General features: G+C 71.0%; 22 protein-coding genes. 9 read left to right on the top strand and 13 right to left on the bottom strand.

The genetic code is table 11. The annotated features are described in order from the left end of the window. The first annotated feature begins 16 nt into the window (after positions 1-16). The gene (locus tag LX88_RS31705; RefSeq protein WP_258951438.1) at positions 17-541 is read left to right on the top strand and encodes a hypothetical protein; all 525 of its coding nucleotides are present in this window, start codon (positions 17-19) and stop codon (positions 539-541) included. Between the two features lie 88 nt (positions 542-629). Here the strand turns inward: LX88_RS31705 and LX88_RS31710 are convergent, their stop codons facing one another. Genes LX88_RS31710 through LX88_RS31720 form a run of 3 tightly spaced genes read right to left on the bottom strand, consistent with a single transcriptional unit; the run spans position 630 to position 3,412 of the window. Further along, entirely contained in the window at positions 630-1,394 is a 765-nt protein-coding gene (locus LX88_RS31710; protein ID WP_258951439.1) for an ATP-binding cassette domain-containing protein, read from the bottom strand. Further along, complete coding sequence (locus tag LX88_RS31715; protein WP_090062644.1) at positions 1,391-2,392, bottom strand: ABC transporter permease; 1,002 nt, start codon at positions 2,390-2,392, stop codon at positions 1,391-1,393. The genes LX88_RS31710 and LX88_RS31715 overlap by 4 nt, the downstream gene beginning before the upstream one ends. 3 nt (positions 2,393-2,395) lie before the next feature. Then, the gene (locus LX88_RS31720) at positions 2,396-3,412 is read right to left on the bottom strand and encodes a sugar ABC transporter substrate-binding protein (RefSeq protein ID WP_258951440.1); all 1,017 of its coding nucleotides are present in this window, start codon (positions 3,410-3,412) and stop codon (positions 2,396-2,398) included. A gap of 177 nt (positions 3,413-3,589) precedes the next feature. On the opposite strand from LX88_RS31720, the gene LX88_RS31725 reads away from it, so the two are divergent. Beyond that, complete coding sequence (locus tag LX88_RS31725) at positions 3,590-4,588, top strand: LacI family DNA-binding transcriptional regulator (protein ID WP_258951441.1); 999 nt, start codon at positions 3,590-3,592, stop codon at positions 4,586-4,588. Here the strand turns inward: LX88_RS31725 and LX88_RS31730 are convergent. The 6 genes from LX88_RS31730 to LX88_RS31755 form a co-directional block, all read right to left on the bottom strand. Further along, a complete protein-coding gene (locus tag LX88_RS31730) occupies positions 4,581-5,348 on the bottom strand; it encodes an alpha/beta hydrolase (RefSeq protein ID WP_258951442.1) in 768 nt (255 codons plus the stop codon). The two genes, LX88_RS31725 and LX88_RS31730, sit on opposite strands and share 8 nt — an antisense overlap. 52 nt (positions 5,349-5,400) lie before the next feature. Next, positions 5,401-6,369: a PP2C family protein-serine/threonine phosphatase gene (locus LX88_RS31735; protein WP_258951443.1), complete on the bottom strand. Its 969-nt coding sequence runs from the start codon at positions 6,367-6,369 to the stop codon at positions 5,401-5,403. Continuing rightward, complete coding sequence (locus LX88_RS31740; protein WP_258951444.1) at positions 6,369-8,501, bottom strand: serine/threonine-protein kinase; 2,133 nt, start codon at positions 8,499-8,501, stop codon at positions 6,369-6,371. Before LX88_RS31740 ends, LX88_RS31735 begins: the two co-directional genes overlap by 1 nt. 13 nt (positions 8,502-8,514) lie before the next feature. Beyond that, positions 8,515-9,468, bottom strand: a complete 954-nt coding sequence (locus LX88_RS31745) for a glutamate ABC transporter substrate-binding protein (protein WP_258951445.1) — start codon at positions 9,466-9,468, stop codon at positions 8,515-8,517. Further along, complete coding sequence (locus LX88_RS31750) at positions 9,465-10,706, bottom strand: GlnX family signal transduction membrane protein (protein WP_258951446.1); 1,242 nt, start codon at positions 10,704-10,706, stop codon at positions 9,465-9,467. Before LX88_RS31750 ends, LX88_RS31745 begins: the two co-directional genes overlap by 4 nt. A gap of 106 nt (positions 10,707-10,812) precedes the next feature. Beyond that, positions 10,813-11,568 (bottom strand): TetR/AcrR family transcriptional regulator, encoded by a 756-nt coding sequence (locus LX88_RS31755; protein WP_258951447.1) that lies wholly within the window; start codon positions 11,566-11,568, stop codon positions 10,813-10,815. A 41-nt stretch (positions 11,569-11,609) separates the two neighbouring features. Between LX88_RS31755 and LX88_RS31760 the strand changes: the two genes are divergently transcribed. From LX88_RS31760 to LX88_RS31775, 4 genes are read left to right on the top strand one after another with little or no spacing between them, the layout of a single operon-like run. Then, positions 11,610-13,931 carry a DEAD/DEAH box helicase gene (locus LX88_RS31760; RefSeq protein ID WP_258951448.1) on the top strand — a complete coding sequence of 774 codons (2,322 nt, stop codon included), beginning with the start codon at positions 11,610-11,612 and terminating at the stop codon, positions 13,929-13,931. Beyond that, entirely contained in the window at positions 13,928-14,686 is a 759-nt protein-coding gene (locus LX88_RS31765; RefSeq protein ID WP_258951449.1) for an SWIM zinc finger family protein, read from the top strand. The genes LX88_RS31760 and LX88_RS31765 overlap by 4 nt, the downstream gene beginning before the upstream one ends. After that, a complete protein-coding gene (locus LX88_RS31770) occupies positions 14,683-15,222 on the top strand; it encodes a sugar O-acetyltransferase (RefSeq protein WP_258951450.1) in 540 nt (179 codons plus the stop codon). Before LX88_RS31765 ends, LX88_RS31770 begins: the two co-directional genes overlap by 4 nt. After that, the gene (locus LX88_RS31775; protein ID WP_258951451.1) at positions 15,212-15,829 is read left to right on the top strand and encodes a DUF2238 domain-containing protein; all 618 of its coding nucleotides are present in this window, start codon (positions 15,212-15,214) and stop codon (positions 15,827-15,829) included. Before LX88_RS31770 ends, LX88_RS31775 begins: the two co-directional genes overlap by 11 nt. A gap of 18 nt (positions 15,830-15,847) precedes the next feature. On the opposite strand, the gene LX88_RS31780 is transcribed toward LX88_RS31775, so the two are convergent. Next, the gene (locus tag LX88_RS31780; protein WP_258951452.1) at positions 15,848-16,894 is read right to left on the bottom strand and encodes a helix-turn-helix transcriptional regulator; all 1,047 of its coding nucleotides are present in this window, start codon (positions 16,892-16,894) and stop codon (positions 15,848-15,850) included. Positions 16,895-16,996: 102 nt separating this feature from the next. Between LX88_RS31780 and LX88_RS31785 the strand changes: the two genes are divergently transcribed. Further along, on the top strand, positions 16,997-18,253 hold the full coding sequence (locus LX88_RS31785) for an FAD-dependent oxidoreductase (protein WP_258951453.1): 1,257 nt from the start codon (positions 16,997-16,999) through the stop codon (positions 18,251-18,253). An 8-nt stretch (positions 18,254-18,261) separates the two neighbouring features. Here LX88_RS31785 and LX88_RS31790 read toward each other — a convergent pair whose 3' ends face one another. After that, positions 18,262-19,227: a helix-turn-helix transcriptional regulator gene (locus tag LX88_RS31790; RefSeq protein WP_258951454.1), complete on the bottom strand. Its 966-nt coding sequence runs from the start codon at positions 19,225-19,227 to the stop codon at positions 18,262-18,264. Positions 19,228-19,274: 47 nt separating this feature from the next. Here LX88_RS31790 and LX88_RS31795 point away from each other — a divergent pair, with 47 nt between their 5' ends. Together LX88_RS31795 and LX88_RS31800 are read left to right on the top strand one after the other, a co-directional pair. Continuing rightward, complete coding sequence (locus LX88_RS31795) at positions 19,275-19,751, top strand: hypothetical protein (protein WP_258951455.1); 477 nt, start codon at positions 19,275-19,277, stop codon at positions 19,749-19,751. 65 nt (positions 19,752-19,816) lie between these two features. Beyond that, positions 19,817-20,308 carry a DUF2087 domain-containing protein gene (locus LX88_RS31800; RefSeq protein ID WP_258951456.1) on the top strand — a complete coding sequence of 164 codons (492 nt, stop codon included), beginning with the start codon at positions 19,817-19,819 and terminating at the stop codon, positions 20,306-20,308. Positions 20,309-20,333: 25 nt separating this feature from the next. Here the strand turns inward: LX88_RS31800 and LX88_RS31805 are convergent, their stop codons facing one another. Beyond that, the gene (locus LX88_RS31805; protein WP_258951457.1) at positions 20,334-21,065 is read right to left on the bottom strand and encodes an SDR family oxidoreductase; all 732 of its coding nucleotides are present in this window, start codon (positions 21,063-21,065) and stop codon (positions 20,334-20,336) included. A gap of 493 nt (positions 21,066-21,558) precedes the next feature. Continuing rightward, on the bottom strand, positions 21,559-21,870 hold the full coding sequence (locus LX88_RS31810) for a hypothetical protein (protein ID WP_258951458.1): 312 nt from the start codon (positions 21,868-21,870) through the stop codon (positions 21,559-21,561). Positions 21,871-21,940: the final 70 nt, after the last annotated feature.

The following is a 21,940-nucleotide window of genomic DNA, read 5'->3' on the forward strand; positions in this document are numbered from 1 at the left end:
CTCGCTACCGTGGAACATGCACTTTCCTGGGGATTCCACGTGGCAGGTGTCCAGCGGCAACGGTGACACCTTCACGCTCTACGTCCGCGACGCGCTCGGCATCAGCACACCCACCGCCGACTCCATTCCGCCGCTGACCCCACCCGTCCCGCGCCTGCACGGCGTCGCGGTGCCGGAGACGTTCGGCTCGGCGTGGGACCGGTGGTGGGCGCAGTCGGTGTCCGGCGGTGCCGAGGCCGTTCCCGGCCGCTGGCCCGTCGGCCTGCCGCAGCAGCTGCGCCCCGCCTACGACGAGTGGGTGACCCACAAGGACCACGACCGCAGGGCGAACTTCTCCGAGGTGCTCCACGAGATCGTCGCGCAGCTCACCGGCGAGCTCGGTCACGCACCGGTCTTCGCCCTCGACATCGTCGAAGTGCCCGTGCGAGGCCAGTTCTGGCGGCGGCTCACCACGAACTCGGTGATGGTCTCCGAGGAGCTCATGGCCTCGCGCAACCTCATCGCACCACTGGAGTCAGTGCTGCGCGAACTCGCTCACTGACGCCTCACCCGCAACGGCACCGCCACCGGCGTCGCACGCAGAGGCGCGGACGGCCGGTGGCGGTACCTGATCGACAACCCCTTCGAGGTCAGCTGGGCGGTTCCATGGCGCCGGTCATGATCGCCACCGCGTCCGACATCGACACCGACTTCGGGTCCACCACCGCCTTGCGGCGGCCCAGGCGCTGGATGTGGATGCGGTCGGCCACCTCGAACACGTGCGGCATGTTGTGGCTGATCAGGATCACCGGCAGGCCGCGGTCGCGGACCTGCAGGATCAGGTCCAGCACCGCGCGGGACTCCCGCACGCCCAGCGCCGCCGTCGGCTCGTCCATGATCACGACGCGGCTGCCGAACGCCGCCGCGCGTGCCACCGCGACGGCCTGGCGCTGGCCGCCCGACAGGGTCTCCACCGCCTGGCCGGGGTTCTGGATCGTCATGATCCCCAGCGCGTCGAGCTGGCGGCGCGCCTCCTCCCGCATGCCGGCGCGGTCGAGCATCCGGAACACCGAGCCGAGCACGCCCTTGCGGCGCAGTTCGCGGCCCAGGAACAGGTTCGCGGCGATGTCGAGCGACGGGGAGACCGCCAGCGACTGGTGCACCGTCTCGATGCCCGCGTTGCGCGCGTCCAAGGGCGTGGAGAACGACACGGGGGAGCCGTCGAGCAGGACCTCGCCCTCGTCCGGCACCACCGCCCCCGACAAGGCCTTGATCAGCGACGACTTGCCCGCGCCGTTGTCGCCGATCACCGCGAGGATCTCGCCCGGCAGCAGCTCCAGGTCCGAGCCCGCCAGCGCCGTCACCTTCCCGTACCGCTTGACCAGGCCCGTCGCCTGCAGGATCGGGGTGGTCATGCCTTCACCTTCCTGATCCACTGGTCCAGCGACACCGCCACGATGATCAGCACACCGACCGCCATCGTCTGCCACAGCACGTCCACCCCGGCCAGCGCCAGGCCGTTGCGGAACACGCCGACGATCAGCGCGCCGATCAGCGACCCCACCACCGCGCCGCGGCCGCCGAACAGCGACGTCCCGCCGATCACCACCGCGGTGATCGAGTCCAGGTTGTCGGTCTGGCCCGCCTGCGGGCTCGCCGAGGCGATCCGGCCGATCAGCGTCCACGCCGCCACCGCGTAGATCAGGCCTGCCGTCGCGTACACGCTCAAGAGCACCCGAGCCGTGCGGATGCCCGACAGGCGCGACGCTTCCAGGTCGTCACCGGTGGAGTAGACGTGCCGGCCCCACGCGGTGTTCTTCAGCACGAACGCCATCGCCGCCACCAGCACCACCAGCAGGATCGAGCCGTAGGTGATGCGCGTGCCGCCGACGGTGAACGTCTGCCCGGTCCACAGCAGCAGCGACGGCATGTCCGAGCCGCGGATCGTGGCGCTGCCCGAATACCAGAGGTTCAACGCGAAGAACACGTTCAGCGTGCCCAGCGTGACGATGAACGGCGGCAGCTTCAGCCGCGTCACCAGCATCCCGTTGAGCAGGCCGCACACCGTGCCCACCAGGAACCCCAGCAGCAACGCGGGCAACCCCGGCAGACCGGTCTCCGAGGCGACCTTCGCCATCACGATCGAGGTCAGCACCATGATCGCCCCGCACGACAGGTCGATGCCCGCCGTCAGGATCACGATCGTCTGCCCCACCGCGAGCGTGCCCACCACCGCGACCTGCTGCAGGATCAGCGAGATGTTGCCCGGCGTCAGGAACCGCTCCGACAACAGTGCGAACACGATCACCGACGTCAGCAGCACCACCGCCGGGCCGATCGTCGCCTGGGCGTGCAGCACGTGCTGCACGCGTGTCAGCAGCGAACGGTCCCGCTGCTCCACCACGGCCGTCATGGCTCAGCCCCAGCAGTTCTGCAGGCCGAACGCCGAGTCCTTCGACTCCACGCCCTCGGCCGGCTGGTCGGTGATCAGCGTGACGCCGGTGTCGGTGTTCTGCGGCTTGGAGCCGTCCTTGGCGAACTTCGAGACCGCCTCCACGCCCAGCTGCGCCATCTTGAGCGGGTACTGCTGCGAGGTCGCGCCGATCACGCCCGCCTTCACGTTGTCCACGCCCGGACAGCCGCCGTCGACCGAGACGATGACGACGTCCTTCTCCTTGCCCGCCGCCTTCAGCGCTTCATAGGCGCCCGCCGCCGCAGGCTCGTTGATGGTGTAGACCAGGTTGATCCCGGGGTCCTTCTGCAGCAGGTTCTCCATCGCCGTTCGGCCACCCTCCGGGGCACCGTCGGTCACGTCGTGGCCCACGATCCGCGGGTCGGACTCGTCGCCGATGCGGTTCTTGTCCTTCACGTCGACGCCGAAGCCCTCCAGGAACCCCTGGTCGCGCTGCACGTCCACCGACACCTGGTTCGGGTTGAGGTCCAGCAGCGCGATCTTGGCCTGCTTGCCGTCCTTGGCGAACTTCGCCTTCGCCCACTGCCCGATCAGCAGACCTGCCTTGTAGTTGTCGGTCGCGAACGTCGCGTCGGCGGCGTCCGCCGGCTCCAGCTGCGTGTCCAGCGCGATCACCAGCAGGCCCGCCTCCCGCGCCTTGTCCACCGACGGCACGATCGCCTTCGAGTCGCTCGGCGTGATCAGGATGCCCTTCGCGCCCGAGGCGATCAGGTTCTCTATCGCGTCGACCTGCGACTGGTTGTCGCCGTCCTGCTTGCCCGCGAACGACTGCACCGTCGCCCCCGACGACGTCGCCGCCTGCTGCGCGCCCTCCTTCATCTTCACGAAGAACGGGTTCGTGTCCGTCTTCGTCACCAGGCCCACCAGCGTCGCCGCACCGCCGGAGGACCCACCGCCCCCGCACGCGGTGGCGAACACGAGCAACGCCGCTGCGCCGACAACCCCGGCCGTTCTGCGCATGACAACTCCTACGTCAACGTTGACGTAACCGGCCCTACGCGGACTCACCGCGAGTTGCGGTGGAGCGGCTACGTTTTGATGGAGTCGGGTATACCGTTGCGTCATCGTTGACGCAAGAGTCGTAGGACGTGAGCGGGGCGGGACATGGGTCAGGCCGGCGAGAGACGTGAACCCACGATGCGCGACGTCGCGGCGCTGGCGAAGGTCAGCATCAAGACGGTCTCGCGCGTGATCAACGACCTGCCCGGAGCGGGCGCCGAGGTCACCGACCGCGTCCGCGCCGCCGCCCGCAGCCTGGGCTACCGGCCCAACCTCACCGCCAGCAGCCTGCGCCGCTCCGACCGCCGCAGCGCCACCATCGGCGTGCTGTTCGAAGACCTCTCCAACCCCTTCGACGCCGCCCTGCTGCGCGCCGTCGAGGACCACGCCCGGCGCAGCGGTGTGCTCGTGCTCGCCGGCAGCACCGAGGACGACCACACCCTGCAACGCGAACTGCTGCTGTCGCTGTCCGCGCGCCGCGTCGACGGTGTCGTCGTCATGGCCGCCGGCGGCCACCAGGACGCGCTGCAGCACGAACGCGAACGCGGCACCCCGATGGTGCTCGTCGACCGGCCGCCCACCTTCGGCGGCACCGACTGCGTCACCACCACCAACCGCGACAGCTCCCGCGCCGCCGTGCTCGAGCTCGCCGCCCTGGGTCACCGCGACATCGCGTTCCTCGGCGACCGCAGCACCCTGTGGACCAGCCAGGAGCGCTACACCGGCTACCTCGAAGGCCTCGCCCAGGCCGGTCTCACCCTGCGCGAGGAGCTCGTGCGCACCGGCCTGCACGGCGTCGACGTCGCCGAGACCGCCACCGCCGCGCTGCTCGACCTCGACCGGCCGCCCACGGCGTTGTTCACCGCCCAGAACCTCGTCACCGTCGGCGCCATGCGCATCCTGCGCACCCGTGACCTGCACCGGCGCGTCGCCGTCATCGGCTTCGACGACTTCCCGCTCGCCGACCTGCTCGACCCCGCCGTCACCGTCGTGCGCCAGGACGTCCCCGGCATCGGCCGCAAGGCCGCCGAGCTCATCCTCGCCCGCATCGACGGCGACACCTCACCGCCCGTGCACGCCGTCGTCCCCGCCGCGCTCGTGCCCCGCGGCTCCGGTGAGATCGCGCCGCTCAGCTGACCGACAGCACCGCGTCGATGACCTGCGGGCCCGACAGCAGCACCTCGTCGTTGTGGTCCGCGCCGTCGATCTCGACGAGCCTGGCGCGCGCCGCCGTCGCCACCTCACGGCTCTGCGCGGGCGGCACGATCGAGTCCTTCGTCCCCAGCAGCACCACGGTCGGCACGTCCAGGGTGGACACCCGCTCCACCACCGGGTACTTGTCCTGCAACAGCATCTTCACCGGCAGCCACGGGTAGTGGTGCGACCCCGCCGCCGCCAGCGACGTGAACGGTGAGCGCAGCACCATGCCCTTGGGGGCGCGGTACGTCGCGAGCTCCGCGGCCACCGCCGCGCCCAGCGACTCGCCGAAGTAGACGACCGGCCCGTCGATCAGGTCCAGCGCCGCCCGCGCGTCGAAGGTCAGCCCCTCCTCCGAGGGCAGGCCGGGATTGCCGCCGTAGCCGCGGTAGTCGAACAGCAGCACCGACAACCCGCGCGAGGTGAGCGCCCGCGCCAGTGACACCCGGCCCTCGCGGTTGCCGCCGTTGCCCGGGAACACCAGCACCGTCACCGGCGCGTCGGGCAGCTCGAAGTGCCAGCCGTCGAGCATCAGGCCGTCCGCCGTCACCAGCCGGACGTCACGCCCGCCGGGCAGCACCTCGTCCGCGCTCGGCAGCGGACCGGGGGAGGGGAAGTACACGAGCTTGCGCTGGAAGGTGAAGACCACGGCGACGATGGTGACAACCACCGCCAACGCGATCAACACCGCCCTCCTCATCGGACCATGATGACCGGTCAGCCGGCGGTGGATCACTGCAAGGAGTGAACTTCTACGGCTCCGGCGCGAACGGCACCAGCACCACGGTGATGTTGTCGTGCCCGCCCGCGTCCAGCGCGACCTTCACGAACTCCTCCGGCCCGCACGGCAGCAGCGGCTGCAGGTCCTCGGGCTCGGGCCGGTAGTTGTGCAGCCCGTCCGAACACAGCAGGAACACCCCCGGCGAGGTCGGCTGCACCGTCACGACCTGCGGCTCGACCCGGCCGGCGTCCGCGCCGATCCACCGCGACAGCACGTGCGCGCGGCGGTCCGTGCGCGCCTGTTCCTCGGTCAGCACACCCTCCGACACCAGCTGCGCCGCCCACGTGTCGTCCGTCGTGAGCTGCTTGGAGCCCTCGTCCGACAGCCAGTACGCGCGCGAGTCGCCGACCCAGCCGATCGTCACCGACGACCCCGTGACCAGCGCGGACACGAACGTGCACGACGGTGCGACACCGCGGGCACCCGGCTCCATGGGCTCGTTCTCCACCAGCTGCTCCACCGCGAAGCACGACGCGGCGACCGCGTCGACCATCGCCTGCTCGGCGTCGGCGGTGTCGATCAGGGCGTTGAGCAGCACGTCCACCGCGGCGTCGGCGGCGGCCTGCGAGGCCTGCTCCGCGCGTTCGGACGAGGCCACACCGTCGCAGACGACGGCGGCGACACCCTTGCCCGCGACGTGGCCGAACGCCATCGAGTCCTCGTTGCGCGCCCGCCGCTTGCCGCGGTCCGACACACCCGAGACCGCGCCCAGCGTGTACTCGACCCGGTCACGCGCCGAGGGCTGGTGCCGGCCGCACTGGGTGCAGTAGTCCTCGTCGTCGATGTCGGGCGACCCGCACAGGATGCACGAGGCCTGCGCGGGACCGGTCGGTCCGCCCAGCGGCGTGCGGCGGACCAGCAGGTTGCGTCCGCACGCCTCGCAGAACCGGTCCTCCGCCGCGACGGGCGCGAAGCACTCCGGGCACTTCAGGGTGTCCATCAAACCAACGTCCTAGGCCTTACCGCGTTCGCGCGGTCCACCAATGCGATCCGTTCCTCCGGCGTGGCCGCGAACCGGGCCAGCGTGCGATAGCGCGCCTCTAGACCCAGCCGAAGCTCGTGTTCGGAGAGTGCACAGTCCAGCACCCTGCCCTCGGCGGCCTGATTGCGGGTCACGTAGTCGTACGCCGCCTCCAGCACCTCCGCCGACAGCTGGGTGTGCGAATGGACGTCGATGTCCAAGGCGCGCAACCGTTCCCCGGCCGCGACGAGGTCCTCCGCACCGCAGTCGCCCAGCTGCGCGCGGACCGCCGCGATCTGCGCCGCCAGGTGCTGCGACGACGTGTCCGGGACCGACAGCAGCACCTCGACGGCCCTGGCGCGGTCACCGCACGCCAGCAGCACCCGCGCCAGCCCGAACGCCGCCGACACGTACGAGTGATCCGTATGCCACACCAGCTCGTACCAGCCCGCCGCGCCCTTGAGGTCCCCGACGGCCTCCGCGCACACGCCCAGCGCCAGCTTCGGGGCCGCCTCACCCGGCACCGCCGAGAACACCGCGTCGAACAGCCCCAGCGCGTCCCCCGGCCGTCCGTCGACCAGCGCCGCCAGGCCCCGGTACCAGTCCGGGCGCCAGTCCTCCGCCGGGTCGAGCTCCGGCTCGTCGAACATCGACGGCGCCGTCAGCGACTCCAGCTCGCGCATCGCCGCCTCGGTGTCACCGGACTCGATCAACACCCGCACGATCCGCAGCCGCACCTCCACCGTGACCTCCGGTGCCTTGCGCAGGCCCACCGGATCCGATGCCGTCGCCGTCGCCAGCCACGACGCGGCCGCGTCGGAGGTGCTCACGCTCGGCGCCGGCAACGCCAGCGCCACCTCGGACAGGTCGAGCGTGCCCTCCACGCCGAAGCGGCGGCGTTCCGGCGTGAACTGCCGCGACGGACCAGGCCGCGGCACGCCGTCCTCGATCGCCAGCACCTCGCGCAGCACGCCCGTGAGCTGCTCGGCCATGTCCTCCGCCGAGCAGAACCGCAGCTCCGGGTTCGGGTTCGTGGCGCGCAGCAGCAGCCGGTGGAATGAGGAGAACCGGCCCAGCAGCGGTTGCTCGTCCACGGTCGGCAGCCGGTCCTTGCAGCGGCCGCGGAAGTCGAACGGGAAGCTCATCACCGCCAGCGCGCGCCCGACGGTGTAGATGTCGGAGAAGACCGACGGCCCGATCGCGCGGATCTCCGGCGCCTGGTAGCCGATCGTGCCGTAGATGGGGGAGTGGTGGTCGTCGATGCGCCGCACCGCCCCCAGGTCGATGAGCTTGAGCTGCTCCTCGGTGTGGATCATGTTGTCCGGCTTGAAGTCGCAGTACAGCAGCCCGACGCCGTGCAGGTAGCCGACCGCGGGCAGGATCTCCAGCACGTAGGCGATGGCCTGCGCCAGCGGCAACGCCTCGTCGCCTCGGCCGTCGCGGCGCCGCGACGTGATCATGTCCTTGATCGACTCGCCGCCGACGTACTCCATCACGATGTACTCGACGAGCTTGCCGCTCGCACTGCTCTCGTGGCGGATGAAGTTGTGGATCTTCACGATGTTCGGGTGCTCGACCTCGGCCAGGAACCGGCGTTCCGCCAGCGCCGCCGCCATCGCATCGGCGTCACCCGAGTCCAGCAGGCCTTTGAGCACCACCCACCGGTCGCTCACCGCGTGGTCGAGCGCCAGGTACAGCCACCCCAGGCCGCCGTGCGCCAGGCAGCCCAGCACCTCGTACTGGTCGTGCAGCACCTCACCGGGCGCCAGCTTCGGCGTGAACGAGTACGCGTGCCCGCACTGCGGGCAGAACCCCTCCACCCGGCCCGGCTTGCCGTCCTTGCGCCGCCCGACCTTCTTGCCGCACTTCGAGCAGAACCGCTTGGCCTCGGGGACCTCGGGGTTCTCCAGCACCGCGGTCTTCGGATCCCGGTAGGGCACCCGCGGCACCTCGACCAGGCCGGCACCGAGGCGCCCGCGGCTCATCGACCGGGCACTGCCGCGGCGCGTGCGTCCCGAGTTCGACCGCGACACCTCCTGCGACACCGACCAGGGTGCCGTTCCCGGCGCCGTCGACGGCCCGGTCCCGGGCAGATCGAGCTCATCACTCATCGGCGGACCCCTCCTAGTCCCGATAACGCGCGACAGGCGGCGCCGGTGCCGGACCCAGCGGCGTGAGCCACCGCCCGTAGATCCCGCTCCACGTGCCGTCGGTGCGCATCCGCTCCAGCACGCCGTTGACGAACCGCACCAGGTCCTCCTGGCCCTTGGGCACACCGACGCCGTAGGACTCGTCGGTGAACCGCGCCCCCACGACCTCGGTGTAGGGGTCCTGCGCCGCCAGCCCCGCCAGGATCGTGTCGTCGGTCGAGATCGCGTCGGTCTGCCCCTGCTGCAGCATGACCAGGCAGTCCGTCCAGTTCGGCACGCTCACCGTCGTCTTCGCCCGGTTCACCACGTTGCCCAGCGACGTCGACCCCGACGCCACGCACACCCGCCTGTCCGCGAGCCCCTCCACCCCGGTGATCCCGGAGTTGCGGCGCACCAGCACCCGCTGCCCCGCCTGGTAGTAGACCTGCGAGAAGTCCACGTCCTCGAGCCGGTCGCACGTGATGGTCATGGTGCGGACCACGACGTCGACCGCGCCGCTCTGCAGCATCGGGATGCGCTCGGCCGACGTCACGACCTTGAACTGCACCTTCTTCTCGTCGCCGAACACGGCCTTCGCTATCTGGCGCGCCACGTCGACGTCGAAGCCCTCGATCTCGCCGGTGAAGGAGTTGCGGAACCCCATCAGGAACGAGTTCTGGTCCACCCCGGCGATCAACCGGCCGCGCTGCGCGATCTTCGCCATCGTCGACCCCGCGGGCATCTGACCTGCCTGGGGCAACGGTCCCGGCCGCAGGCTCGCCGTCGCGTCGCACGACGGCGCACCCGCCGCACTGCTCGGCGCCGCCGAGACCGTGCTCGCGTTCGCCGGCTGCGGAGCCGCGGCACTGCGCGGCACCACCTCGCTCGGCGCCGGTCCCGCCGAACACGCACCGAGCAGCAGCACCGCCGCCAGCGCCAGTCGCCTCATCGGTACTCCTTCAGGCGCTGCCACAGCCCCATCGTCGATCCCGCCGCGCTGATCAGCGCGAGCACCAGCACCCCGACCGCCGTGCCGGCCAGCGACGACCGCGCCACCGCCACCTCGTCGCTGAAGTCCTGCCGCGCCTCGCCGATCGACCGCACCAGCGACTGGTCCAGCGAGTCGAAGTGCGGGTTGCCGATCAGCGCCACCGCGTCGTTGTACTGCCCCGCGTCGTCGGCCTCGCGGATGCGCTGGTGGACCTGCTGCCACTGCCGGAACTCCCGCAGCGCCTGGTCGACGGCCTCGGTGCTCTCCAGCGCCTTGGCGCGCTCCAGCAGGCCTTCGAGGCGTCCGGAGACCTCGACGAAGTTCTTCTCGTAGGACTGGCCGGCACCCCGCGCGACCAGCGTCAGCGTCTCCTCGCCGCGGGCGGTCAGCGTCGCGATCCGCGCCTGCGCCAGCACGTCGACCTTCTCCGAGGCGTCACGAGAGTCCGCCACGTCGTTCATGACCAGCACCGACACCGTCGTCACCCACAACAGCGACAGCGCGGCCGCCCCCGTCGCCACCAGCAGGCCGACGTTGAGCAGCCGGTTCGTCTTGCGGGTGAGGTAGCGCTGGATCAGCACCAGCCCGACCACGAACGCCAGCGCCACCAGCACCGGCACGACCGGGAAGTTCGCCTCGTCCTGCGCGCGGGCCACCCGGTCGGTCTCCGCCCGGTACAGCTCCTGCGCCGCCGGCAGCAGCTGCGTGCGCATCAGCCCCGACGCCTCACGCAGGTACGCCGCGCCCACCGGGAAGCCCTGGCGGTTGTTCGAGCGCGCCGTCTCGATCAGCCCCGTGTAGACCGGCAGCTGCGCCGCGAGCGTGGCCGTGAGGTCGGGGGAGGAGGCCGTCGCGACCGACAGCGCCGCCTGCGCCTGCGCGATGTCCGCCTCGTAGCGTTCGCGCAGCTGGGAGGGCTCCAGCCCGCCGGACAGGAACGCGCTCGCCGCCGTCGCGTCCGCGTCCTGCAACGCCCGGTAGACCTCCTGCGCCGCGTGCGCCAGGGGCTCCGACCGCGTCGCCAGGTCCTCCAGCGCCCGCTCCTGGCGGTTCACGCTCCACGTCGTCAGCCAGCCACTGGCGAGACTGGCCACGACCAGCACCACCACGATCAGGCTCAGCCGCCCAGGGGTCGACCGCGCCAGGCCGGTGAACCGGCGCACCAGCGCCTGCCGGGGCTGCGAGTCGATCACCACGAGCGGGCCTCCCAGCGGTGAAGTTGATCGGCGTGGCGTAACTGTAGGCACCTCAACGGCACCACGTGGGAATTAACGACGCATCCCGGCAGGTGTCACTCAGGAGTTACAGCGCACGCGACCCGATCAGCCGCTCGACCCCGTCCAGGATCATCTCCAGCCCGAACTCGAACGAGTGCTCCGGGCTGAACGCGCTCTGGTGCGCCTGCCCGACAGCGCCGCCCACCCGTGCCGCCACCGGGTAGCGGGCCGGGTCGAACACGGTCATCAGGACCGGCGCCGCCGCGTCCCACCACTGCTGGTCGGTCAGCCCGGTCTCCTTCTCGGTCACCGCGGCCGCCGTCAGCCCCCGTGCCGCGTTCTGCACGTGGCCGAGCACCAGTTCGAGCACCGAGTCCATCTCCACGTCCGACAGGCCGATGCCGTCCAGCCCGCGCAGCTCGAAGTCGTACTTCGCCGCCACCTGCGGGCCCAGCACCGTGCGCGACGGCGCCACCAGCAGCAACCACGGGTGCCGGCGGTAGAGCGCCAGGTTCTCCCGCGCCACGTAGGCCAGGTGCGCGCGCCAGCCCTGCGTCGGTTCCCGCCCGGTCGCGGCCTGCACCGTGTCGACCATGACGTCGACGAGCTCGCCCTTGCCCGGCACATAGGTGTAGAGCGACATCGTCCCCACGCCCAGCGACTCGGCCACGCGCCGCATCGACAGGGCCTTGAGCCCGTCGGCGTCGGCCAGCGCGATGCCCGCCTGCACGATGCGGTCCACGCTCAGGTCCGGCTTGCCCTTGCGCGACACGCGTTCCTGGGTGCGCCACAGCAACGCCAGCGTCCGCGCCGGGTCACCGCTGCCCGTGTGTTCGATCACGAGCCGCACACTACCGTACCGTATGGTGTACGGTACAGAGTATGTTCGTGCCTGCCGACCCGCCCAGATTCGGCCAGCTCCACGGAAAACCCCTGCTCGAAGCCTTACCCGAGGCGCTGTCCGGCGACGGCTACTGGGCGGTGGCCGCCGCGACCGCGCTCACCCTCGTCGCCCGCGGCCGGATCGTGCCCGGCGTGACGGCCGGTGGCCACGACACCTGGCGCGCCGGACCGCTCGACCACGCCGACGAGCTGCACCTGCGCCAGCTCGCCGCGCACGGCGACTACGACCTGCTCCGCCAGTTCCTCGACGCCGTCGCCGACACGCTGCCCCGCACCGGCACAGGCCCGTTCGCCGGCACCGACGCCTGTGACGTCTCCGCGCTCAAGACCTGGGCCGACGAGCAGATCACCCTGTCGCTGCGCATCGAGACCACCGACGACCTGCGGTTCCGGGCGATCGTGCAGGTCCGCGCCGTCACCGACCCCTACCCGCGCGACGTGCGCGGCTCCGGCCGCGAACTCGACGCCATCCGCGCGATGGCCCGCATCGACTGGCCGCCGCTGCAACGCCTGCTCGACCAGGCCGACCTCACCGACGACGAGGTCGGCGAACTGCTCGGCACCGGCATCGAGGTCCACTGGCCGCGCGAGCTCGCCACGAACCTGTCCGCGAAAGCCGTCATCGGCGAACCCAGCGGCCCGCTCCAGGCAGGCGACCTGCTCTCGTTCGACTGGCGGATCGCGCTCGGCGACTCCGAGCTCACCGACGCCGAGATGGACCTCGTCGCCGAAGCCTCGCGGCCGATCGTGAAGTTGCGCGACCAGTGGGTGCTGGTCGACCCGAAGCTGCGCCGCAAAGCCCGGCAACGGCTCGAACCCATCACCGCGGCCCAGGCCGTCACCGCCGCGCTCACCGGCGTGGCGATCATCGGCGGCGAACACGTCGAGGTCGCCCCGCACAGCCTCACCACCACCATCACCACGGTCCCGGAGTTCCCGCAGCCCGCAGCGTTGCAGGCGCGGCTGCGCGACTACCAGCTGCACGGACTGCGCTGGCTCGCCCACATGACCGGCCTCGGCCTGGGCGCCTGCCTCGCCGACGACATGGGCCTGGGCAAGACCATCACGCTCATCGCCCTGCACCTGCACCGCCGCCACGACCAGCCCACGCTCGTCGTCTGCCCGGCCTCGCTGCTGGGCAACTGGGAACGCGAGATCCACCGCTTCGCACCCGGCACACCCGTCATCCGCTACCACGGTCCACAACGGACCCTCGCCACCGAAGGCGTCGTGCTCACGACCTACGGCACCATGCGCCTGGACGCCGAGGCGTTGCGCGCGCACCCGTGGGGCATGGTCGTCGCCGACGAGGCCCAGCACGTCAAGAACCCGCACTCCGGCACCGCCAAGGCACTGCGCTCGATCCCCGCCGCCGCGCGCGTCGCGTTGTCGGGCACCCCGGTCGAGAACTCGCTGTCGGAGCTGTGGTCCATCCTGGACTGGACGACACCGGGCCTGCTCGGCACGCACCGCGCGTTCCGCACCCGCTGGCCGCACCCCGACGACACGCTGGCCAAGGTCGTCCGGCCGTTCCTGCTGCGCCGCCGCAAGTCCGACCCCGGCGTCGCCCCCGAACTGCCCGCCAAGACCGAGACCGACCGCTACGTCTCGCTCAGCGTCGAGCAGGCGGCGCTGTACGAGGCGCTGACCAGGGAGACCCTCGAGCAGATCGCGTCGAGCGACGGCATGGCCCGGCGCGGCCTCGTGCTCAAACTGCTGACCGGGCTCAAGCAGATCTGCAACCACCCGTCGCACTACCTCGGCCACCCCACGCTGCGGGGCACCTCCGGCAAGCTCGACCTGCTCGACGAACTGCTCGCCACGATCGTCGCCGAGGACGGCTCGGCGCTGATCTTCACCCAGTACGTCGGCATGGCCCGGCTGCTCGAGCAGCACATCACGCAGCCCACGCGGTTCCTGCACGGCGGCACACCCGTGCCCCAGCGCGAGCGGATGGTCGACGACTTCCAGAACGGCCGCGCACCCGTGTTCCTGCTCTCGCTCAAGGCCGCCGGCACCGGCCTCAACCTCACCCGCGCCGACCACGTCATCCACTTCGACCGCTGGTGGAACCCCGCCGTCGAGGACCAGGCCACCGACCGCGCCTACCGCATCGGCCAGACCAGGCCCGTGCAGGTGCACAAGCTCGTCACCGAGGGCACCGTCGAGGAACGCATCGCCGCGCTGCTGCAGGACAAGCGCGACCTCGCCGACGCCGTCCTGCACGGGGGAGAGTCCGCGTTCACCGAACTCACCGACGCCGAACTGGCTGAACTCGTCCAGCTGAGGAGCGCACCGTGACCGCACGCGGATTCGCCGCGTTCCCCAAGGTGACGCGCCGCGTCGCCACCACCTGGTGGGGCAAGGCCTGGGCGAAGGCGTTGTCGGACACCGCCCTCGACACCGGCCTGATCCGCCTGGCCCGCCGCTACGCCCACGCCGGCGTCGTCGGCCCGATCACCGTGAGCCCCGGCCTCCTGCACGCCCAGGTCCACGACGACGACACCGTCTACAGCACCACCGTCAGCCTCCCGGTGCTCTCCGAGGTCCAATGGGGACGGTTCCTCGACCGCGTCGCCGAACACGCCGGCCACATCGCCGCCCTGCTGGACAACGACATGCCGCGCGACCTCGTCCTCGCCGCCGAGGAGTCCGGAGTGGACCTGCTGCCCGGCATAGGCGACCTCGAAGCCGACTGCGACTGCGGCGGCTGGGAACTCCCGTGCCGCCACGGCGCCGCCCTGGCCCTGCAGGTCGGCTGGCTGCTCGACGCCGACCCGTTCGTCCTGCTGCTGCTCAAGGGAAAACCGGAACAGGAACTCCTCGACGCGCTGCGCCGGCGCGTCGCAGGCCCCGTCGGCACCAGAACACCTGTGGTGGTTTCCGTCGAACCAGCATGTCAGATACCTCCTCGACCCACACTGCCGACCACCACACCTGTGGTGCTCGCGGTCGAGCCGCCCCCCGGTTTCGAGGCCGCGGACGTCGTGGCGCTGATGGAGATCGCCGCATTCCGCGCACGCGCACTGCTGCGTTCGGGCACCCTCGAAGGATGATCACCGAGAAGCAGAGGATGATGACCGGCGAGCTCTACAAGGACTCCGACCCCGAACTCGTCGCGGAACGCCTGTCCGCACAGCGGCTCGTGGACGAGTTCAACGCCACCCGCTCGGCCGGCGTCATCACGAAGCTCTTCGGCTCACTCGGCGAGGGCTCGTGGGTCATGCCGCGGTTCCAGTGCGACTACGGCTACCAGATCCACATGGGCTCCAACAGCTTCCTCAACTACGACGCCATCCTCATGGACTGCGCCACCATCACCATCGGCGACGACGTCTCCATCGGCCCCCGCGCACAACTGCTCACCGCCCTGCACCCCATCGAGGACCACGAGGCCCGCCGCCAGCGCTGGGAGTCCGCCGCCCCCATCACCATCGGCGACAACGTGTGGCTCAGCGGCGGTGTCATCGTCTGCGCCGGCGTCACCATCGGCGACAACGTGTGGCTCGGCGGCGGTAGCGTCGTCACGCGCGACATCCCGCCGCGCGTACTGGCCGTCGGCAATCCCTGCAAGGTGATCCGTGAGCTATGACAAGAGACTGCTCGAACCGCTGGTCCTGCTGGGACTGACGGCCGTCGCCCTGGTCGCGTCGGGCATCAGCCCCCACGACCGCACCACCTGGTACCTCGAAGTGGCCCCCGTCGTCATCGGCGGGGCGCTGCTCGTGGCGACCTACCGGCGGTTCCGCCTCACCCCGCTGCTGTACCGGCTGATCTTCCTGCACGTGCTGGTGCTGATCCTGGGCGGCCACTACACCTACGCGCGGGTGCCGGCCGGGTTCTGGGTGCAGGACTGGTTCGACCTCGCCCGCAACCACTACGACCGGTTCGCCCACCTCGTGCAGGGGTTCGTCCCGGCCGTGCTCGCCCGGGAGGTCCTGCTGCGCCGGACTGCGCTGCGACCGGGCGGTTGGCTGTTCTTCCTCGTCGTCAGCGTGTGCCTGGCCTTCAGCGCGACCTACGAACTGGGCGAGTGGCTGGCGGCCGTGGTCGCCGGCTCGGGTGCCGACGAGTTCCTCGGCACCCAGGGCGACGTCTGGGACACGCAGTGGGACATGTTCATGGCGCTGCTGGGGGCGTTGGCCGCGCAGCTGACGTTGGCACGGGTGCACGACCGGGAGCTGGCTCGCGAGCGTTGAGCACGCGAGTCGGTCGCGTTAGGACTGACGGTCGCACAGGACCGCATCGTCTCGCCTCGCTCGAACGGCGGGTTCCGCCGTTCCGATGGTGGCGTAGCGATGGCCGATGTGACGGCAGGCTTGCAGGAGTTCGGGTGGCTGCAGGTCGGTGAGGCCGGTGTCGAAGGTGGCGAGGATTCCGGCGATGCCGGCCCAGGACCAGGCGCCGAGGGTGAGGCGGCAGTGATCGGTGTCGAGGTGTTCGACGACGGAGCCGCCGGGGGCCCAGCGAGCCACGACGTGTGCGGGCATGTTGAGGCGGGCGCTGCCGGTGCACTGCCAGGCCGCAGGCGTGTCGCCGCGGTCGGGGCTGCTCATGACGAAGTTCCCTAGGTCGTCACCTGGGGGTTCGCGAGGAGCGAAGGCGCGGGTGGTGTGCTGCGGGTGCAGCCGGTCCACTCGATGTACTCGCCAGTCCTGGTCTTCGAGGTCGTAGGCGACGAGGTACCACCGTCCCGCCCACACCACGAGGTGGTGGGGCTCGAGGCGGCGGGCTGCGGCGAAGTCCGCCTCGCCGGGGGCGGCGCGCGTTCCGTCCGGGCGCAGGACTTCGGTGACGAGAACACGGCGCAGGCGCACGGCGGCGCCGACGGTGGTGAGCGCGGCGGGGTCGATCGGGGGTGCGGGGAACTCCCAGTAGTTGCGCAGACTGGTCAGGCGCAGGGACTCCATGGCGGCGCGGAGCGTGTCGGGCATGGCCTGCTGCACGGTGGCCAGTGCTCTGGCGGTGTCGTCCTGCAGGCCGAACACCGAGCTGGGTGCGGTCTGCAGCGCGATGGCGATGGCAAGTGCCTGGTCGTGGTCGAACAGCAGGGGCGGCAGGGCGTGTCCGGTGCCGAGCCGGTAACCGCCATCGGGGCCGCGGACGGTCAGGACCGGGTATCCGAGTTCGCGCAAGGTGTCGAGGTCGCGTCGCACGGTGCGTTCGCTGACCGCGAGGCGGGCGGCGAGATCCCGCAACCGCCACGTCCGGCGCGAGCCGAGCAGGGACAGCACTTGCAGCGCCCGGTGTGACGTACTCGCCATTGCCTCATCGTGCCAGCAGTACTGGCCATCCGGTGTCCACTACTGACGGCACCGTCCACGTCGACAGCAATAGGTCGTCGAGCGGTGGAAAGGCAGTTGAGCATGCGCGTTGTCGTGGTAGGTGGAGGGATCGGTGGACTCGCTCTGGCAGCGGGATCGCGCCGGAGCGGCCACGAGGTGGCGGTGTACGACCGCGACACCGACGTCGCTGCCACCGGCGGTTACCACATCACCCTCGACGAGCGAGCCCAGTCCGCGCTGCGGCGGCTGGTGGCGCCGGAGATCATGCGCCGGCTGCTGGCTTCGGCCTCGGCGCTGCGCCTGCGGGACCGTGACATGTTCTGGGACTACCGCGGCCGCGTGCTCGGGCACGGCCCGGACCTGTCCGGCAGCGCGAGCATCGACGTCGACCGCATCACGCTGCGCACGCTGCTGGCGGAGGCCGTCGGCGAGGACCTCCACCTCGGGCGGGCCGTGTCGGGCGTCGGCGTCGACGAACACGGCATGCCGCAGGTCATGTTCGCCGACGGCACGTCGGTCACCGCGGACCTGGTGGTCGGCGCCGACGGAACCCACTCGGTCGTGGCCCGCCACCTGGCAGCGGGCCCGACCAACCACCCGGCCGGCATCATCGGGTTCTCCGGCCGCACCCCGCGGGCCGGCCTCACCGTCCCCGAGCAGCACCGGCTCGGAACACGCTCGTCGATGGCGATCGGCCCGCGGGGCGCCGCGCTCTACGTCGGGTTCCTCGACCCGGTCGGCAACGCCGCGCTCGACGCCCCCGAGCTGAGCACGTCGATCACCACCGGCCCGACCTACATCTGGGGAGCGATGTTCCCCGAATCCGCCCGGACCGACGTCCTGCGGGACCTGCACGGCACCGCGCTGCGAACCGCTCTGCTCGACCGGTTCCGAGACCACAGGTGGGCCGGCCACACGCTGGAGGTCATCGCACGGACCGATCCCGTCAGCGTCGCCGCGTTCCGTTTCAACGCCGCGTCGACCCGCGCCACCGACCTCGCCCCCTGGGCCGCAGGCCGCATCACCGCGCTCGGTGACGCCGTGCACGCCACACCACCCACCGCGGGCATGGGCGCCGGCGCGGCCATTCAGGACGCCGCCGACCTGCTCGCCCAGTTCGACGCTCTCCCTGACGGCACCACCACGACCCTCACCGACGCGATCGGCCGCTACGAAGCGCAGCTGCGGCGGCGAGGCGGCGAGGTCCTCTCCGCGGCCATGAGCACCGTCCGGCTGATCCTGGCCACCAACACCACCCTCGGCGCCCTGGCCACCGCCGCGCTCAGCCCGGTCGTCGCCGCTACCGCGCGGCTTCGACGCCCACCCTCATCCTCATGAACCTCGGTTCACAGGTACATCGAGGCCAGGCGGCGCACCGCCGCCGTCATCTGCTCCCGCAGCTCCTCGGGCTCCAGCACCTCGACCTCACCGCCCAGCCGCAGCAACATGCCGGTCGCGTGGGCGACCGACTCGATCGGGATCGTCGCCACGAAGAAGCCGTCCTCCTCCGCGACGGACTCCTGCGCCGCCCGCGCCACGACCGGCAGCACGTGCGACGGGAACGCCTCCCAGCCGGCCGGCGACAGCCTGATCACCGCCGAACCCGTGTGCTGCCGCGCTTGGAAGTCCTCCAACGACGCCGTCCAGTGCGCCGCGAGGTCGAACCCCTCCGGCCGCGTGAACGACTCCTCCGACACGGTGGCCGCCTGGATCTGCGACACCCGGTACGTGGAGATCCGCGTGGACCCCTGCGCGACCAGGTACCAGCGCCCGGCCTTCAGCACGAGGCCCAGCGGCCGCAGCACGCGCGTCACCTCCTCGGGCGCGCGCCACCGCCGGTAGGTGACCTCCAGCAGCCGCTCCCGCCACACCGCGTCGGCCACGACCCCCAGCAACGGCGAACGCTCCGGGTCGTAGTACCAGGCGGGGGCGTCGAGGTGGAACCGCGTGGCCATCCGCGAGGCCCGGTCGCGCATCGGCGACGGCAGCGCCGCCATCAGCTTGAGCTGCGTCGCCGCGACGGCGTCCCCGAGGCCCAGCTCCGCCGCCGGTCCCGGCAGGCCCGCCAGGAACAGCGACTCCGCCTCCTGCTCGGTCAGGCCGGTGAGCCGCGTGCGATAGCCGTCGAGCAGCTGGTAGCCCCCGGCCGGGCCCGCGTCGCCGTACAGCGGCACCCCGGCCGCGTGCAGCGAGTCCACGTCCCGGTAGATCGTGCGGACCGACACCTCCAGCTCGTTGGCCAGCGCCTGCGCCGTCATCCGCCCCTTGCTCTGCAGCAGGAGCAGCAACGACACCAATCGACTCGCGCGCACGGCACACACTGACACAAGTTGTCAGTGTCAGCTCATACGTTCGACCCATGGCTTTCTACGAGAAGGAGCTGGCGGTCAGGGAACCGCTGGTCGTCGCCGGTAGGCACGTCAAGCGCTACGAGGTGGTCACCCCGGGGCTGGAGATCACCGACGACATCCGCGACGCCGCCTACGCTTTCCTGCCGAAGATCTACCCGGACTTCGAGGACCCGACCCCGCCCGCCACCGTGACGGTCCTGCACCGCAGCGCCGCGGGCATGTACCTCAACGCCTACAACTGGGTCTGGGACAACGTCCTGCACTGCCGCACCGCCGTGTCCGGCGACCAGCCGTTCCTCGGCTCGACCGACCCGGACCTCACTCACTTCACCGTCATCCCGAAGGACCTCATCGGCTGCGTCTGGGAGCTTCCGCCGCTCGCCCACGAACGCACGGCGTGGGTGCGGCACGTGCTGGAACCGGACACGCCGGACTTCGAGGGCTACCTCGCCGACGTCATGGCCGAAGGGCTGGTCGGCCGATGAGCGAGGAGTGGCAGGGGGCTCCTGCCCGCTGAAAACGGGTGGACGGCGGCGTTAGGTTCGCAGGCATGACCACCCCGGAATCCGTCGTGCGCGCCCTGGCCGAACCCGCGAGGCTTCGGGCGTTCGCCGCCGTCGTCCTCGGCGCGGGCACCCTGGCCGACGTCGCCGCCGCCTCCGGACTGAAGGTCAAGGACGCCGGCACCGCGCTGAGCAAGCTGCGCGAGGCCGGGCTGGTCGAGGGGCAACCGGCCCGGCCCGCCGACCTCAAGCCGCTCGCGGCGACGCTGACCGAGGCGATGCCCGCGGACGGGCTCGCGCCGTTCATCAGGGGCGACAAGCTCATCTCACTGCCGGTCGCCCACGACCGCCGCCGCAAGATCCTCGAACACGTCGCCGCACAGGCTTTCACCGCGCGGACGTACTACGAGGAGAAGGAGATCAACGAGCGGCTCGCGGCGTGGTGCGACGGGGGAGAGGTCGACCACGTCACCATCCGCCGCTACCTCGTCGACTTCGGCCTGCTCGAGCGCGGTGGCGGCATGTACCAGGCCAAGTAACCCCCTCACTGCCGATGTAGACGTCTCATCCTCTACCGACGAACGGCATCGTCGTCGCCATCACGGTCATGAACTGCACGTTGGCGTTCAACGGCAGCTGAGCCTGGTACAGCACGGCGTCGGCCACGTGTCGCACGTCGAACGTCGGCTCCGGCTCGACCTCGAAGTCCGCCTGGAGCACGCCGGCGCCCATCCGCTCGGTCATCTCCGTCGCGGCGTTGCCGATGTCGATCTGCCCGCACGCGATGCCGAACGCGCGGCCCTCCAACGACAACGACTTGGTCAGCCCCGTCATCGCGTGCTTGGTCGCGTTGTAGGCCACCGCGTGCGGGCGGGGCACCGACGCCGAGATCGAGCCGTTGTTGATGATCCGGCCACCGCCGTGCGTCTTCATCACCTTGAACGCCTCGCGGGCGCACAGGAAGGCGCCGGTGAGGTTCACCCCGACGACCTTCTCCCACGCGCTGAGGCTGAACTCCTCGATCGGTGTCGCGCGCACGTTCATCCCGGCGTTGTTGAACAACACGTCGATACGGCCGAAGCGCGCGACGACCGCCTCGAACAGCGCGACGACCGAGTCCTCACGCGACACATCGGCCGGCACCACGAGCGCCGAGTCGGGAAAGCCCTCCGCGGTCTCGACCAGCGCGTCCTCGCGCCGGCCCGCCAGCGCCACCTGGAACCCCGCCCCCAGCAGGGTTCGCGCCGCCGCGCGCCCCACCCCGGAACCCGCTCCCGTCACGACCGCGACTGCCATCGGTGATCTCCCCTCGATCCAGCGATTGCCTGAAGTGTCCCGTGTGGAGTACCTACAGGTGTGGAGTGCGAAGAGGACACCTGCCAGTTGTGCGCGGGGTCCGGAACCATGTCGTGGCAGCAACCCGTCCCCGGCCCGGAAGGCCTTGTGCTGCACGAGATGACGCACCCGTGCCCGCGCGGGTGCTCCGGCTGGTGGAGACTCCCGCACGGCGAACGCGGAGGCATCGTCGCAGGCAATGTCGCACGTGCCAACGAGATTTCAGCCGGTCCGTCCACCCAGGCCTGATCACCGAGCGTGAACGATGGGGGTCACCCATTATCGCCGGGAGGGTCCCTGCTTGGCGGATGCCGCCACTTGGAGTAGAAGCGGACACTGTTCTTCTGTGAAGGAGTGCAGCCGTTGCCTTGGTTCTGGGCTCAACGAGGACCGGTCCGCCTGCCGAGTCTGCGGAGGCTTGGGGCAGGTCCCGGACCGATAGCTGTCGCAGGGCCTATCTCTTCGTCATCAAGGTCGGGCCGAGGATCCGGCGGGCCAGCCGCCGGGTCAGCGACTTGGCCTTGCGCTCCGCGGCCGCGGACGCGGCCGGGGTGGTCGCCGCCGGAGCGGGCGCTGGTGGAGCGGGCGCTGGTGGAGTGGCCACCGCGGGGGCGGGTGCGGGCATCACCGGGGAAACGCCCGGGATCGTCGCCGCGTCCTGCTGCGGGATCGTGATCTTCGCGAACACCTGGGTCTCCGCCTCGACATTGCCGGGCTGCTTCTGCTCGATCGGCACGCCGAAGATCTTGCCATCGGCGCCATTCACGCCTCGAATGAGGGGCGGCTCCCTCCCAGCCCGGTGACGCGCGTCACGCAGCACACTGACCTGTGACGGC

It is taken from the genome of Lentzea californiensis, assembly GCF_024648825.1.
GTDB lineage: Bacteria > Actinomycetota > Actinomycetes > Mycobacteriales > Pseudonocardiaceae > Lentzea > Lentzea californiensis.

Bases quoted from the DNA above. Each gene is read 5' to 3' on its own strand.
- LX88_RS31730 (WP_258951442.1), bottom strand. From the start codon at position 5,348: ATGAGGAGGGCGGTGTTGATCGCGTTGGCGGTGGTTGTCACCATCGTC.
- LX88_RS31710 (WP_258951439.1), bottom strand. From the start codon at position 1,394: ATGACCACCCCGATCCTGCAGGCGACGGGCCTGGTCAAGCGGTACGGG.
- LX88_RS31800 (WP_258951456.1), top strand. From the start codon at position 19,817: ATGACCACCCCGGAATCCGTCGTGCGCGCCCTGGCCGAACCCGCGAGG.
- LX88_RS31780 (WP_258951452.1), bottom strand. From the start codon at position 16,894: ATGGCGAGTACGTCACACCGGGCGCTGCAAGTGCTGTCCCTGCTCGGC.
- LX88_RS31715 (WP_090062644.1), bottom strand. From the start codon at position 2,392: ATGACGGCCGTGGTGGAGCAGCGGGACCGTTCGCTGCTGACACGCGTG.
- LX88_RS31740 (WP_258951444.1), bottom strand. From the start codon at position 8,501: ATGAGTGATGAGCTCGATCTGCCCGGGACCGGGCCGTCGACGGCGCCG.
- LX88_RS31735 (WP_258951443.1), bottom strand. From the start codon at position 6,369: ATGGACACCCTGAAGTGCCCGGAGTGCTTCGCGCCCGTCGCGGCGGAG.
- LX88_RS31770 (WP_258951450.1), top strand. From the start codon at position 14,683: ATGATCACCGAGAAGCAGAGGATGATGACCGGCGAGCTCTACAAGGAC.
- LX88_RS31720 (WP_258951440.1), bottom strand. From the start codon at position 3,412: ATGCGCAGAACGGCCGGGGTTGTCGGCGCAGCGGCGTTGCTCGTGTTC.
- LX88_RS31725 (WP_258951441.1), top strand. From the start codon at position 3,590: ATGCGCGACGTCGCGGCGCTGGCGAAGGTCAGCATCAAGACGGTCTCG.
- LX88_RS31760 (WP_258951448.1), top strand. From the start codon at position 11,610: ATGTTCGTGCCTGCCGACCCGCCCAGATTCGGCCAGCTCCACGGAAAA.
- LX88_RS31795 (WP_258951455.1), top strand. From the start codon at position 19,275: ATGGCTTTCTACGAGAAGGAGCTGGCGGTCAGGGAACCGCTGGTCGTC.
- LX88_RS31745 (WP_258951445.1), bottom strand. From the start codon at position 9,468: ATGAGGCGACTGGCGCTGGCGGCGGTGCTGCTGCTCGGTGCGTGTTCG.
- LX88_RS31805 (WP_258951457.1), bottom strand. From the start codon at position 21,065: ATGGCAGTCGCGGTCGTGACGGGAGCGGGTTCCGGGGTGGGGCGCGCG.
- LX88_RS31705 (WP_258951438.1), top strand. From the start codon at position 17: ATGCACTTTCCTGGGGATTCCACGTGGCAGGTGTCCAGCGGCAACGGT.
- LX88_RS31785 (WP_258951453.1), top strand. From the start codon at position 16,997: ATGCGCGTTGTCGTGGTAGGTGGAGGGATCGGTGGACTCGCTCTGGCA.